At 66.8% G+C, this 14,963-nt stretch carries 9 protein-coding genes; 7 read left to right on the top strand and 2 right to left on the bottom strand.

Annotated elements, in window-relative coordinates:
• Positions 1–49: 49 nt before the first annotated feature.
• The 6 genes from gndA (at position 50) to BST40_RS06915 (ending at position 10,317) form a co-directional block, all read left to right on the top strand.
• Positions 50–1,501 carry an NADP-dependent phosphogluconate dehydrogenase gene (gene gndA, locus BST40_RS06940; RefSeq protein ID WP_075546598.1) on the top strand — a complete coding sequence of 484 codons (1,452 nt, stop codon included), beginning with the start codon at positions 50–52 and terminating at the stop codon, positions 1,499–1,501.
• A 33-nt stretch (positions 1,502–1,534) separates the two neighbouring features.
• Positions 1,535–2,971, top strand: a complete 1,437-nt coding sequence (locus tag BST40_RS06935) for a GuaB1 family IMP dehydrogenase-related protein (protein ID WP_075546599.1) — start codon at positions 1,535–1,537, stop codon at positions 2,969–2,971.
• 200 nt (positions 2,972–3,171) lie between these two features.
• A complete protein-coding gene (locus BST40_RS06930) occupies positions 3,172–4,554 on the top strand; it encodes a hemolysin family protein (RefSeq protein ID WP_075546600.1) in 1,383 nt (460 codons plus the stop codon).
• The gene (locus tag BST40_RS06925; RefSeq protein WP_083153841.1) at positions 4,551–5,600 is read left to right on the top strand and encodes a hemolysin family protein; all 1,050 of its coding nucleotides are present in this window, start codon (positions 4,551–4,553) and stop codon (positions 5,598–5,600) included. Before BST40_RS06930 ends, BST40_RS06925 begins: the two co-directional genes overlap by 4 nt.
• A gap of 310 nt (positions 5,601–5,910) precedes the next feature.
• Positions 5,911–8,115, top strand: coding sequence for a malate synthase G (locus tag BST40_RS06920; RefSeq protein WP_075546602.1), 2,205 nt, complete (start codon positions 5,911–5,913; stop codon positions 8,113–8,115).
• Between the two features lie 84 nt (positions 8,116–8,199).
• Entirely contained in the window at positions 8,200–10,317 is a 2,118-nt protein-coding gene (locus tag BST40_RS06915) for a substrate-binding domain-containing protein (RefSeq protein WP_075546603.1), read from the top strand.
• Here BST40_RS06915 and BST40_RS06910 read toward each other — a convergent pair.
• The gene (locus BST40_RS06910; protein WP_082275355.1) at positions 10,309–11,181 is read right to left on the bottom strand and encodes an alpha/beta fold hydrolase; all 873 of its coding nucleotides are present in this window, start codon (positions 11,179–11,181) and stop codon (positions 10,309–10,311) included. The genes BST40_RS06915 and BST40_RS06910 overlap by 9 nt on opposite strands.
• 38 nt (positions 11,182–11,219) lie before the next feature.
• On the opposite strand from BST40_RS06910, the gene BST40_RS06905 reads away from it, so the two are divergent.
• Positions 11,220–12,092, top strand: a complete 873-nt coding sequence (locus BST40_RS06905) for a haloalkane dehalogenase (RefSeq protein ID WP_075546604.1) — start codon at positions 11,220–11,222, stop codon at positions 12,090–12,092.
• A 14-nt stretch (positions 12,093–12,106) separates the two neighbouring features.
• Here BST40_RS06905 and gcvP read toward each other — a convergent pair whose 3' ends face one another.
• Positions 12,107–14,932 carry an aminomethyl-transferring glycine dehydrogenase gene (gene gcvP / locus BST40_RS06900; protein ID WP_075546605.1) on the bottom strand — a complete coding sequence of 942 codons (2,826 nt, stop codon included), beginning with the start codon at positions 14,930–14,932 and terminating at the stop codon, positions 12,107–12,109.
• Between the last annotated feature and the right edge of the window lie 31 nt (positions 14,933–14,963).

Raw genomic sequence — 14,963 nt, 5'->3', positions numbered from 1 at the left:
CTTCGGCAAGAATTCGCCAAACCTGACAGGCCCGACCGAAAGGCAGCACATGAGTTCGTCGGAATCGAGCACCGCCACCGCACAGATCGGCGTCACCGGCCTGGCGGTGATGGGTTCGAACATCGCCCGCAACTTCGCCCGGCACGGCTACACCGTGGCGCTGCACAACCGGTCCGTCGCCAAGACCGATGCGCTGCTGAAAGAGCACGGGTCGGAGGGAAACTTCGTCCGCAGTGAAACGATTACGGAGTTTCTGGCCGCACTGCAGACGCCCCGCCGGGTGCTGATCATGGTTAAGGCCGGTGACCCGACCGACGCCGTCATCAACGCGCTCGCCGACGCCATGGAGCCCGGCGACATCATCATCGACGGCGGAAACGCGCTCTACACCGACACCATTCGCCGGGAAAGGGCGATGCGAGAGCGCGGACTGCACTTCGTCGGCGCCGGGATCTCCGGCGGCGAAGAGGGCGCGCTGAACGGGCCGTCGATCATGCCCGGCGGGCCCGCGGAATCGTATGAATCGCTGGGACCGCTGCTCGAGGAGATCTCGGCGCACGTCGACGGCGTGCCGTGCTGTACCCACATCGGCCCCGATGGCTCCGGGCACTTCGTCAAGATGGTGCACAACGGCATCGAGTACTCCGACATGCAGCTGATCGGCGAGGCATACCAGCTGCTGCGCGACGGGCTGGGGCTGAGCGCACCGCGGATCGCCGAGGTGTTCACCGAGTGGAACAAGGGCGACCTGGACAGCTATCTGGTCGAGATCACGGCCGAGGTGTTGCGACACAACGACGCCAAGACCGGAAAGCCACTCGTCGATGTGATCCTCGACCAAGCCGAGCAGAAAGGCACCGGACGCTGGACCGTCAAGTCCGCCCTGGACCTGGGGGTGCCCGTGACCGGCATCGCCGAGGCGGTGTTCGCCCGTGCGCTATCGGGATCCGTGGAGCAGCGTGCGGCGACCCGCGGGTTGGCCTCCGGGCGGCTCGGTGACCGGCCGGCCGATCCCGACACCTTCACCGAGGACGTTCGACGGGCCTTGTACGCCTCCAAAATCGTGGCCTATGCGCAGGGCTTCAACCACATCCAGGCCGGCAGCGCCGAATACGGCTGGCAGATCTCCCCCGGCGACCTGGCCACCATTTGGCGGGGCGGCTGCATCATCCGGGCGAAGTTCCTCAACCGCATCAAGGAAGCCTTCGACGCCGAACCCAACCTGGCCAGTCTGCTCGTCGCGCCATATTTCCGCAGCGCCGTTGAGTCGGCTATCGACAGTTGGCGGCGCGTGGTGTCCACCGCGGCCCAGCTGGGTATTCCCACGCCCGGGTTCTCGTCGGCCCTGTCCTACTATGATGCGCTGCGCACCGAGCGGCTGCCTGCCGCCCTTACCCAGGCCCAGCGCGACTTTTTCGGCGCGCACACGTACGGGCGGATCGACGGACCGGGCAAGTTCCACACTTTGTGGGGCGCAGACCGCAGCGAGGTCCCGGCCTAGCCGGGCTGGAAGGGACTCAACCAAAGGCGAGCCATGAGGTTTCTGGACGGGCACCGGCCCGGATACGACCTGACCTATGACGACGTGTTCATCATGCCGAGCCGCTCGGAGGTGGCGTCGCGGTTCGACGTGGATCTGTCCACCGCCGACGGTTCGGGAACCACGATTCCGGTGGTGGTGGCCAACATGACGGCGGTGGCCGGGCGCCGGATGGCTGAGACCGTGGCTCGCCGCGGCGGCATCGTGATCCTGCCGCAGGACCTGCCCGTCCCGGCCGTGCAGCAGACCGTGCACTTCGTCAAGAGCCGTGATCTGGTGCTCGACACGCCGGTGACGCTGGCGCCCGACGACTCCGTGTCCGATGCGATGGCGCTGATCCACAAGCGGTCGCACGGAGTCGCCGTGGTTGTCTTCGAGGGCCGCCCCATCGGTTTGGTGAGTGAATCGTCCTGCCTGGGCGTGGACCGCTTCACTCGGGTGCGCGATATCGCCGCGGCGGACTTCGTGACGGCCCCGGTGGGCACCGAGCCGCGCAAGATCTTCGATCTGTTGGAGCACGCCCCCATCGATGTCGCGGTGGTCACCAGCGCCGATGGGACATTGGCGGGCGTGCTGACCCGTACCGGCGCGATCCGCGCCGGCATCTACACCCCGGCCACTGACGCCGGACGCCGACTTCGGATCGGTGCGGCCCTCGGCATCACCGGCGACGTGGCCGCCAAGGCTCGTGCCCTCGCCGAAACAGGGGTCGACGTGCTGGTGATCGACACCGCGCACGGGCACCAGCTCAAGGCGCTGGATGCGATAAGCGCGGTAGCGTCGCTGGAGTTGGGTGTGCCGCTGGCGGCCGGCAACGTGGTCTCGGCCGAGGGAACCCGCGAGCTGCTGGGCGCCGGGGCGAGCATCGTCAAGGTCGGCGTCGGCCCCGGTGCCATGTGCACGACTCGGATGATGACCGGCGTCGGCCGCCCGCAGTTCTCCGCCGTGGTCGAATGCGCTGCCGCGGCAAGGCAACTCGGTGGCCATGTGTGGGCCGACGGCGGAATCCGCCATCCGCGCGATGTCGCGCTGGCGCTCGCGGCCGGTGCGTCGAACGTGATGATCGGATCGTGGTTCGCCGGCACCTACGAGTCTCCGGGTGATCTGATGCGAGACCGCGAGGATCAGCCGTACAAGGAGAGCTACGGCATGGCGTCCAAACGGGCGGTGGTCGCCCGGACCACCACCGACAGCGCCTTCGACCGCGCCCGAAAGGCGCTGTTCGACGAAGGTATCTCGACGTCGCGGATGGGGCTCGACCCGGATCGCGGCGGTGTCGAGGATCTGATCGACCACATCACCTCTGGCGTGCGCAGCACGTGCACCTATGTCGGCGCCGCCAACCTGGCGGAGTTGCATGAGCGTGCGGTGATCGGTGTTCAGTCGGCGGCGGGCTTCGCCGAAGGCCATCCGTTGCCCACCGGCTGGTGAGTGCGGTCACCGGGTGGCGGGCACCGATTCGTGCCGAACGGTTTCGCTACGATATGGACTTCAGTCCCGCGACGCAGCGCCGCGGGATCGAGCGAAAGGGATGACGTGCCGCAGGCACCCGTCGAAGCCGTAGGCTTCGGGGGCGGGCCACGCCCGGCGTCGGAGCGGGCTGCGGCGACATCACGACCACCAGGCCGCCCATGATGTTCGCCGGCACCGTCGTCAGCATCGTCGCCATCTTGGCGCTGACCTTCGGCACCGCGGTGTTCGTAGCGGCCGAATTCTCGCTGACCGCGCTGGACCGCAGCACCGTCGATGCGAACGCCCGCGCTGGCGGCACCCGCGACCGGTTCATCCGGCGCGCGCATCGCCGGCTGTCATTCCAACTGTCCGGCGCACAATTGGGCATCTCCATCACCACTCTGACGACCGGTTACCTGACCGAACCCCTGGTGGGCGAGCTCCCGTACCCGGCACTCACCGCCATCGGAATCTCGGATCGGATGTCCGACGCAATCACGACGTTTCTGGCGCTGGTGATAGTGACATCGCTGTCGATGGTGTTCGGCGAATTGGTGCCCAAGTACCTGGCGGTGGCGCGTCCGCTGCGCACCGCACGCGCCGTCGTGCTTCCCCAATGGTTGTTTTCGGCGGTATTCACGCCGGCGATCCGGTTGACCAACGGAGCAGCGAACTGGATCATGCGTCAACTCGGGATCGAGCCGGCCGAAGAACTGCGCTCAGCGCGCACCCCGCAGGAGCTGGTGTCGCTCGTGCGTGCCTCGGCTCGCCGCGGCTCGTTGGACGACGCGACCGCATCGCTGATGCGCAGATCCCTGCAGTTCGGTGCCCTGACGGCAGAGGAGCTGATGACGCCGCGATCGAAGATCGTGGCGCTGCAGACCGACGACACCATCGCCGACATGGTCGCGGCCGTCGCGGCATCCGGTTTCTCGCGATTCCCGGTTGTCCGCGGCGACCTGGACGAGACGGTCGGCATCGTGCACGTCAAGCAAGCGTTCGAAGTCGCGTCGGCCGATCGGCCGCACACCCGGCTGACCGCTGTCGCCCAGCCGGTTGCGGTGGTCCCGTCGACCCTGGACGGCGATGCGGTGATGGCCGAGATTCGTGCCAATCCGTTGCAGACCGTGATGGTTGTCGACGAGTACGGCGGCACTGCGGGCATGGTCACTCTGGAGGACCTGATCGAAGAGATCGTCGGCGACGTCCGCGACGAACACGACGACGCGACACCCGATGTGGTCGCGGCCGGCACTGGATGGCGGGTATCGGGTCTGCTTCGTATCGACGAGGTGGCGATAGCCACCGGCTACCGCGCACCGGAGGGGCCCTACGAGACGATCGGGGGCTTGGTGCTGCGAGAACTCGGACATATCCCGGTGGCCGGCGAGTCGGTCGACCTTCCCGCCTTGGACCTGGACCATCTACCCGACGAATCGGTGTGCTGGCGCGCCAGGGTGGTGCACATGGACGGCCGCCGGATCGACTTGCTCGAGTTGACCGAACTGCGCGGTCACCGGCACGTCCATGGTGAACCCGGCGAAGAGCGGGGTAGCCGATGAATCCCATACTGGCCGTGGCGCTGACGTTCCTGCTGATCGGTGCCAACGCGTTTTTCGTCGGAGCGGAGTTCGCGCTGATCTCGGCCCGGCGTGACCGTCTGGAAGCGCTGGCCGAGCAGGGCCGGACAAGTGCGGTCACGGTGATACGGGCTGGCGAACAGCTCGCGCTGATGCTGACTGGTGCTCAGTTGGGTATCACGGTCTTCTCGATCCTGCTGGGCCGAATCGGCGAACCGGCGGTTGCCCAGTTATTGCACCCGCTACTGCACCTGGCAGGTATCCCTGACGCGCTGCTGCATCTGCTGTCTTTCGGGATCGCGCTATCGATCGTGGTGATGCTGCACGTGCTGCTCGGTGAGATGGTGCCGAAGAACATCGCCATCGCCGGACCCGAGAAGGCCGCGATGCTGCTTGTTCCGCCCTATCTGATCTATATGCGGGCCGCTCGCCCTTTTATCGCGCTCTACGACAAGTCCGCCAAAGCAATACTGCGTGCGCTCGGGGTGGAGCCCAAAGACGAACTCGACATCACGGTTTCCACGGTGGAGCTCTCGGAGATGATCGCCGAATCGGTCTCCGAAGGTTTGCTGGATCCCGAGGAGCACACCCGGCTGACCCGCGCACTGCGGATCCGCACCCGGGTGGTCGCCGATGTCGCTGTCCCGGTGTTCGACATTCGATCCGTGCCGGTGGCGGCGGCGGGATGGGGCCCGACGGTCGGCGCCGTCGAGCAGGCGCTGGCCCGGACCGGCTTCTCGCGGTTCCCGGTGGTGGATCGCGGCACATTCATCGGGTACGTGCACATCAAGGACGTGTTGGCGCTGGGCGAAGACGACCACACCGTGATCAAGGTGGACATGGTGCGTCCGCTGCCGCAGGTTCCCAAGGCACTGCCGTTGGCCGATGCCTTGTCGCGGATGCGTCGCAGCAACAGCCACCTGGCATTGGTAACTTCCGACGACGGCACCGTGGTCGGCATGGTGGCGCTCGAGGATCTGGTGGACGACTTGGTCGGCACCATGCGCGACCAGCGAAACCGCGACTGACCAGTTCGGCTGACCGGAACACGGACCCGGGACGATCGGCGGCCGAGCCGGCCGCCGCGCCCAGGCAGCGCGACAATGCCGCGAAAATGCCGCGAAAATGCCGCGAAAATGCGTTGCCAGCGCCCGGCCGGCGGGACCGGCTGCCTACCGTCGGCGGGGCTTTGGGCGCGCCGTGACCTGCCCTTGCGGTTGGCCCGATAGGCTCGTCAGGCTACCGATCGGTAGGCTGAGGGCCGTAGCCAGTGAGAAGCCAGTGGGGCCCAAGTACCGGCGAATACCGCCGAGTACCGGCCAATTTTGGAGGAGAACCATGACAGACCGCGTGCCGGCGGGGAACCTGCGCGTCGCTCGAGTGCTCTATGACTTCGTGAACAACGAGGCCCTGCCCGGCACCGGACTGGACCCGGACAGCTTCTGGGCCGGCGTCGACAAAGTGATCACCGACCTCACCCCGCAGAACCAGGAATTGCTCAAGATCAGAGATGATCTGCAGGCCCAGATCGACAAGTGGCATCGGCATCGGGTGATCGAGCCGCTGGACCCCGAGGCTTACCGGCAATTCCTCACCGACATCGGATATCTGCTGCCCGAACCCGAGGATTTCACCATCACCACCTCGGGGGTTGACGACGAGATCACCAGAACCGCCGGCCCGCAACTGGTGGTGCCCATACTCAACGCGCGCTTCGCGCTGAATGCGGCCAACGCCCGCTGGGGCTCGCTGTACGACGCGTTGTACGGCACCGACGTCATCCCGGAAGGCGACGGGGCCGAAAAGGGCACCAGCTACAACAAGGTTCGCGGCGACAAGGTGATCGCCTACGCACGCAAGTTCCTCGACGACAGCGTGCCGCTGTCCGGGGGCACTTACGCCGATGCCACGGGCTTCACGGTGGAAGACGGCCACCTGGTGGTTTCCCTGGGTGACTCGTCGTCAGGCCTGGCCGACGCCGGCCAGTTCGCCGGGTATACCGGCGCGGCCGAGGCCCCGACTTCGGTGCTGCTGGTCAACCACGGATTGCATATCGAGATCCTGATCGACCCGGAGTCGCCGATTGGCGCCACCGACCGCGCGGGCGTCAAGGACGTGGTCCTGGAATCGGCGGTGACCACGATCATGGACTTCGAGGATTCGGTAGCCGCCGTCGATGCGGACGACAAAGTGCTCGGGTACCGCAACTGGCTCGGCCTGAATAAGGGTGACCTGGCCGAGGAGGTCACCAAGGACGGCAAGACCTTCACCCGGATCCTCAACCAGGACCGCACTTACACCACACCCGACGGCGGCGAGCTCACCCTGCCCGGCCGCAGCCTGCTGTTCGTCCGGAATGTCGGTCACCTGATGACCAACGACGCGATCGTTGTCACCGACGGCCATGGTGACAAGAAGGGCGACGAGAAAGAGGTGTTCGAGGGCATCATGGATGCCTTGCTCACCGGCCTGATCGCAATCCATGGGCTGCGGGCCGGCGAGGCTAACGGCCCCTTGACCAATAGCCGAACCGGCTCCATCTACATCGTCAAGCCCAAGATGCACGGGCCGGCCGAGGTGGCCTTCACCTGCGAGCTGTTCAGCCGCGTGGAAGACGTGCTGGGGTTGCCGCAGGGCACCATGAAGGTCGGCATCATGGACGAAGAACGCCGCACCACCGTCAACCTCAAGGCATGTATCAAGGCCGCAGCCGACCGTGTCGTCTTCATCAACACCGGGTTCCTGGATCGCACCGGCGACGAGATTCACACGTCGATGGAAGCCGGTCCGATGATCCGCAAGGGTGCGATGAAGAACACCACCTGGATCAAGGCATACGAGGACGCCAACGTCGACATCGGGCTGGCCGCCGGCTTTACCGGCAAGGCTCAGATCGGCAAGGGCATGTGGGCGATGACCGAGCTGATGGCCGACATGGTCGAGCAGAAGATCGCCCAGCCCAAGGCCGGCGCCACCACCGCGTGGGTGCCCTCCCCGACGGCGGCCACCCTGCATGCGATGCACTACCACCACGTGGATGTGTTCGCCGTGCAGAAGGAACTGCAGGGCAAGACCCGTACCACCATCGATCAGCTGCTGACCATTCCACTGGCCAAGGAGCTGGCCTGGGCGCCCGAGGAGATCCGCGAGGAACTCGACAACAACTGCCAGTCCATCCTCGGCTACGTGGTGCGCTGGATCGACCAGGGCGTGGGCTGTTCGAAGGTGCCCGACATCCACAACGTGGCGCTCATGGAGGACCGCGCCACCCTGCGGATCTCCAGCCAGCTGCTGGCCAACTGGTTGCGACATGGCGTGATCACCAGCGAAGACGTGCGGGCCAGCCTGGAGCGGATGGCGCCGTTGGTGGACAAGCAGAACGCCGGCGATCCCGGGTACCACCCGATGGCGCCGGATTTCGATGACAGCATCGCGTTTTTGGCCGCTCAGGACCTGATCCTGTCCGGGGCGCAGCAGCCCAACGGTTACACCGAGCCGATCCTGCATCGCCGTCGTCGGGAACTCAAGGCGCAGCGCGGGTGACCATCAGCACCCACTGGAAACAGTCGCTGGCTCATTCCTGGTCGAACTCTGGGCAATCTTCGACGGAGAGGACGCTGACACCACATGGGTAGGCACAGTTTGCCCGACCCAGAGGATTCCGCTGACCAACCGCCTGACGAATACGCCGCGGAGCAGCAAGAACGGGGCGACCAGATAGCCGATCAGCCCGGTGGTGGCAGGCATTCAGACGTCGGATATCCCGGGTCGGCCGAGCCGTCGGCCGTCGAACCGCCAGGCGGCTACGGCCACGCATACTGGGACGAAGGTGGCCTATCCGGACAGGCTCCATACCCCGGCGCGGATGACCATGTCGACGATTATTCGGCCCACGGCGCAGATGAATATCCCGACTTTGGTTCGGGTCCGGCGGGTGAGGAGCCGCCGAGTCCCGAATCGGCGGCGGCTCCCCCACCACCATTGCGCACCGCCGGCCACCGAGGGCTGGGCAACTGGCAGGGCGGCCACCGCAGCGCCGACGGATGGCGCGGAGTCAGCATCGGCGTGATCGTGGCCCTCGTCGCGGTCGTCGTGGTGGTCGCCGGGGTGATTGTGTGGCGCTTCTTCGGTGACGCGTTGTACCACCGCTCCCGCACCGCCGCAGCGCGCTGTGTGGGCGGCAAGGACACCGTCGCCGTCATCGCCGACCCGACGATCGCCGAGCGGGTCAAGGAGTTCGCCGACAGCTACAACGCCTCGGCCGGCCCGGTCGGGGACAAGTGCGTGACGGTGGCCGTCAAGGCCGCCGATTCCGATGCCGTCATCGCTGGTTTCATCGGCAAATGGCCATCGGAACTGGGTGGCCAGCCCGGCCTGTGGATCCCCGGCAGCTCCGTCTCTGCGGCGCGCCTGTCCGCGGCCACCGGTAAGCAGACCATCAGCGACAGCCGTTCACTGGCGACCTCGCCAGTGCTGCTCGCGATCCGCCCCGAGCTACAGCAGCCGCTGTCAAGCCAGAACTGGGCAGCACTACCGCAGCTGCAGGCCAATCCGAACTCGATGGCCGCGTTGAACCTGCCGTCCTGGGGTTCGCTGCGTCTGGCTATGCCCGTCGCCGGCAACGGGGATGCCGCATTCCTGGCCGGCGAGGCGATCGCGGTCGCATCGGCACCGCCGGGAGCACCGCCGACCGCCGGAAGCGGCGCAGTGCGCACGTTGATGGCCGCCCAGCCCAAGCTGGCCGACGAGTCCTTGACCGAGGCGATGAACACGCTGGTCAAATCCGGCGACGCAGCGGCGGCGCCGGTGCACGCAGTGGTCACCACCGAGCAGCAGTTGTTCCAGCGTGCTCAGTCACTGTCGGACGCGAAGAAGATTTTGAGCTCCTGGCTGCCGCCCGGGCCGGTTGCGGTCGCCGACTACCCGGCGGTACTGCTCAACGGCTCCTGGCTGTCGCAGGAGCAGACCACGGCGGCCAGCGCCTTCGCCCGCTACGTGCATAAGCCCGAGCAACTGGCGAAGCTGGCCAAAGCCGGCTTCCGGGTCAACGGCGTCAAGCCGCCGAGCAGCCCGGTCACCAGTTTCACGGCGCTGCCCGCCCCGCTGTCGATCGGTGACGACGGGATGCGCGCCACCCTGGCCGACACCATGGCCACACCGTCGATCGGTGTAGCGGCGACCATCATGCTTGACCAGTCGATGCCCACCGACGATGGCGGCAAGACGCGTCTGGCCAACGTCGTCGCGGCGCTTCAAAGCCGACTGAAGACGCTACCGCCCAGCGCGGTGATCGGCTTGTGGACGTTCGACGGCCACGAGGGTCGCAGCGAGGTGCCGACCGGACCGCTGGCCGGCCCCGTCAACGGCCAGCCCCGCTCGGCGGCACTGGCCGCCGCGCTGGACAAGCAGTACTCGTCGGGCGGCGGCGCGGTGTCGTTCACCACGCTGCGGATGATCTACCAAGAGGTGCAGGCCAACTTCCGTGCCGGACAAGCCAATTCGATCCTGGTGATCACTGGGGGGCCGCACACCGACCAAACCCTCGACGGGCCGGGACTGCAGGACTTCATTCGCACCAGCGCCGACCCGGCCAAACCCATCGCCGTCAACATCATCGATTTCGGCGCCGACCCGGACCGGTCAACCTGGGAAGCCGTCGCGCAGCTCAGTGGTGGCAGCTACCAGAACCTGGCGACGTCGGCCGGCCCCGACCTCGCGACCGCACTCAGCATCTTTCTAGGCTGAGTCCACCAGCAACGACAGCGCCGCCCCGGCATATGCCCGGGGATCCTCCAGCTGCGGATAGTGGCCCAAGCCGGGCAGTTCGACGGCGGCGGCGTGCGGGCGCAGGTCCCGTAATCCGTTGAGCACGTTGGTCGTCGCCACCGGATCGGCGAGCCCCCAGACAAACCCCAGCGGCTTGGGCCAGTCGCGTACGGCGCCGTGCCAACGCTGCGCATACCGCACCCGCTCTTCGAGATAGCTGATCAGCAGGTGAGGTATCCGATGGCCGTCGTGGTAGGACAGTAGCTCCCACTGGGCCTCGGCTTCCTCTTCCGACAGCGGGTGCCCGGCGGAAAACAACCTGCCAAAACTGCGTTGGAAGGCGCCGCGGGTGACCAGGCGGGCCGCAACCGGCCCCAGCGGGCCGCGCAGCACCTTCTGGATCGGCCGCAGGCTGGCCCGTTCCAGGATCACGCTGCCGTTGCTCAGCACTGCGCGGCGCAGATCGAACGGCAGGCGCCCGTCCAGGTCCCGGGCGAGCAGTTCGGTGGTCACCGACGTGCCCATGTCGTGCGCCAGCACCACCACCGGGCCGGTGGTGGTTCGGCCAACCACGGCCTGCACCAGATCGGCCTGCTCCAGCAGGCTGTAGCGGTGCGGGCGAGGCTTGTCGGACAGACCGAAACCGAGAAAATCCATGGTCACCCACGCCTGACCAGCCAGGTGCGCAATGACCCCCCGAAAGTCGAAGGAACTGGACGGATAGCCGTGCAACAGCAACACGGTAGGCGCGTTGCCCGGCCCTGATCGGACGAACACCTTGCCTGTGGCGGTGTGCAGCCAGCGACCGCCGTCACGCCAGGCTCGAACACTCGGTGATGTCACTCCTCCGACATACCATCGTGAGCGACAAAAGGAGCGTAATGAGCCCGTATTTCAACCCGGTTTTCACCCCCGATCCCCAGTTGTATCCGTTCCAGTCGCGCTGGTTCGACAGCTCGCACGGGCGGGTGCACTACGTCGACGAGGGAGAGGGGCCACCAATCCTGCTGTGCCACGGGAACCCGACCTGGAGCTTCCTGTACCGCAATATCATCGTGGCCCTGCGGGACCGGTTCCGTTGTATCGCACCGGATTATCTCGGATTCGGCCTGTCGGAGCGCCCCGCGGCGTTCGGCTACCGGATCGACGACCACGCGCGGGTGGTCGGTGAATTCGTCGACCACCTTGGTCTCGACGGTTACCTCACCATGGGTCAGGACTGGGGTGGTCCCATCGGTATGGCGGTATCGGTGGACCGCGCCGAGCGGGTCCGCGGAGTCGTGTTGGGCAACACCTGGTTCTGGCCGGCGGACACGCTGACGATGAAGGTGTTCAGCAGGGTGATGTCCAGCCCGCCGTTGCAGTATGCGATCGTGCAGCGCAATTTCTTTGTGGAGCGGTTGATTCCGGCCGGGACCGAGCACCGCCCCAGCCCTGCGGTGATGGAGCACTACCGGGCCGTGCAGGCCAGCCCCGCGGACCGGCCGGGGGTGGCGAGGATGCCCAAGGAAATCCTGGCCGCCCACCCGTTGCTGGCGCGGCTGGCCCGCGACGTGCCGGTCAAACTCGGCGGCAAACCCGCGCTATTCGTTTGGGGTATGAAAGATTTCGCATTCCGGCCCGGCCCATGCCTGCCGCGGATGCGCGCCACATTCCCCGATCATGTCCTTGTCGAGTTGCCCAATGCTAAGCACTTCATTCAAGAAGACGCGCCGCAGGAGATCGCCGCCGCGATCATCGAGCGCTTCGGCTGAGACCTCAACTCGAGTTAGGCAAACGCCTCCACCGGAGGGCACGAGCAGACCAGGTTGCGGTCGCCGTAGGCACCGTCGATGCGGCGCACCGGCGGCCAGACCTTGGGCCGGAACCCGGCGCCCAGTGGATAGGCGGCCTCCTCGCGGGTGTACGGGTGGTCCCAGTCGGCCACCAGCAGGCACTCGGCGGTATGCGGCGCACCCCGCAATGGATTGTCGTCCACCGGCCACTGGCCGGCCCCGACTCGGTCGATCTCGGCACGGATGCTGATCATGGCTTCGCAGAATGCGTCGACCTCGGCCAGGCTCTCACTCTCGGTCGGTTCCACCATCAGCGTTCCGGCCACCGGGAAGCTCATTGTCGGCGCGTGGAAACCGTAGTCCGCCAACCGCTTTGCGACGTCGTCGACCGTGACTCCGGTTGTCTTGGTGATGGCGCGCAGGTCCAGGATGCACTCGTGAGCGACCATGCCGTTCTCGCCGGTGTAGAGCACCGGGAAATACTCGTCGAGGCGCCGAGCGATGTAGTTGGCCGACGCGATCGCGTTCAGCGATGCCGCCCGCAGACCGTCCGCGCCCATCATTCGGATGTAGGCCCAGGTGATCGGCAGGATCGACGCCGAGCCGTAGGGCGCCGACGATACCGGGTGTCCCGGTGGCAATTCAGGTGCGAACGGGTGGCCCGGCAGGAACGGGGCCAGATGCGAGCGCACCGCGACCGGCCCGACTCCCGGGCCGCCGCCGCCGTGCGGAATGCAGAACGTCTTGTGCAGGTTCAGATGGCTGACGTCACCACCGAACTTGCCCGGCCGGGCCAGGCCGACCAGCGCGTTGAGATTCGCCCCGTCGACATACACCTGGCCGCCGGCGTCGTGCACCGCCGCGCAGATCTCGGCGATGTCGTGCTCGTAGACGCCGTGCGTGGACGGGTAGGTGATCATCAACGCCGACAACCGGTCCGCATGGTCGCTGACCTTGGCGCGCAGATCGTCGAGGTCGACGTCACCGTTGTCATGACAGCCCACAACCACCACCTTCATTCCGGCCAGCGCGGCCGAGGCGGCGTTGGTGCCGTGCGCGCTGGACGGGATCAGGCAGATGTCACGGTGCGACTCACCGCGGCTGGCGTGGTAGTCATGGATCGCCAGCAAACCGGCGTACTCCCCCTGCGAACCCGCGTTGGGCTGCAGCGAGACGGCGTCGTAGCCGGTGATCGCCACCAGCCAACGCTCCAGGTCGCCGATCAGCCGGCGCAACCCGGGCGTGTCCGACGCCGGCGCAAAGGGATGCTGGCGCCCGAACTCCGGCCAGGTGATCGACTCCATCTCCGCGGCGGCATTGAGCTTCATCGTGCAGGAGCCGAGCGGAATCATGCTGCGGTCCAAGGCGATATCCTTGTCCGCCAGCGTGCGCAGGTAGCGCATCATCGCGGTTTCGGTGTGGTATTGCATGAACGCCGAGTGCGTCAGGAACGCCGAGGTGCGGTTGGCGATCCCCGCGCACATCGGCTCGGCAGGCTCCACCCCGAAGGCCTGCAGCACCGCAGCCACATGCTCGTCGGTGGTGGTTTCGTCGCAGGCCACCGACACCTGGTCGGCGTCGACCCGCCACACGTTGATGCCGTTGGCCTTGGCCGCGGCCAGCACCTGGTCGGCGCGCCCGGGCACTCGCGCCAGCACGGTGTCGAAAAACCGGTCGTGCACCAGCGCATCGCCGAGGGCAGCGGCGATGGTTGCGGCATGAGCATGCACCCGCCGCGCGATCGCGGTCAGCCCCGCGGCGCCGTGGTAGCTGGCGTACATCGCGGCCATCACCGCCAGCAGCACCTGCGCGGTGCAGATATTGCTAGTCGCCTTGTCGCGGCGGATATGCTGCTCGCGGGTTTGCAGCGCCAGCCGATAGGCCGGATTACCGTCATCGTCGACGGACACCCCCACCAGGCGTCCGGGCAACTGCCGGGCATGCTTGGCGTGCACGGACAGATATCCCGCATGCGGACCGCCGAACCCCATTGGCACCCCGAAACGTTGGGTGGTTCCGAACGCGACGTCGGCGCCGATCTCACCGGGCGGGGTGATCAGCGTCAGCGCCAACAGGTCGGCGCCGATGGCCACCAGCGCGCCACGGTCGTGGGCCTGCTGCACCAGAGCGGTCCAGTCGGTGATCCGGCCGCTGGCCCCGGGCAGCTGGGCGATAACGCCGAACAACTCCCCCTCTGGAAGACCATTACGCAGATCGGCGGTGACGATCTCGATGCCCAACGGCTTGGCGCGGGTGGCGAGTACGGCGGCGGTCTGACTGAACACATCGACGTCGACGGCCAGCCGGTTCGACCGGCTGCGGGTGGCGCGGTGCATCAGCGTCATGGCTTCGGCGGCAGCGGTGCCCTCGTCGAGCATCGACGCGTTGGCGATCTCGAGGCCGGTGAGGTCGGTGATCATCGTCTGGAAATTGAGCAGCGCTTCCAGGCGCCCCTGACTGATCTCGGGTTGGTAGGGCGTGTAGGCCGTATACCAGGCCGGGTTCTCCATGATGTTGCGTAGCAGCACGGGCGGGGTGAACGTGTCGTAGTAGCCCTGCCCGATCATCGATACCGCGACGGTATTGGCGTCGGCCAGTGCCCGCAGCTCGGCCAACGCCTCCGCCTCGCTGGCGGGCGGCGGCAGCCGGTCCAGGCCCGGTGCGGCACCGCCGTCGGTGAGGGCATCGAGGATGCCGGCGGGAACCGCTTTGGATGCTACGTCGTCGAGCGTGTCGACACCGATGACCGCCAGCATCGTTGCGACGGCGTCGTGGTCCAGCCCGATATGGCGGTCTGCGAACGTTGAATGGTCGGGCACGGTGAACTCCTGAAGGGCAAGGGACTAGCGG

It is taken from the genome of Mycobacterium persicum (assembly GCF_002086675.1).
GTDB lineage: Bacteria > Actinomycetota > Actinomycetes > Mycobacteriales > Mycobacteriaceae > Mycobacterium > Mycobacterium persicum.
Note: the sequence above shows the minus strand (reverse complement) of the source record. Positions and strands in the feature narration are given on the sequence as shown.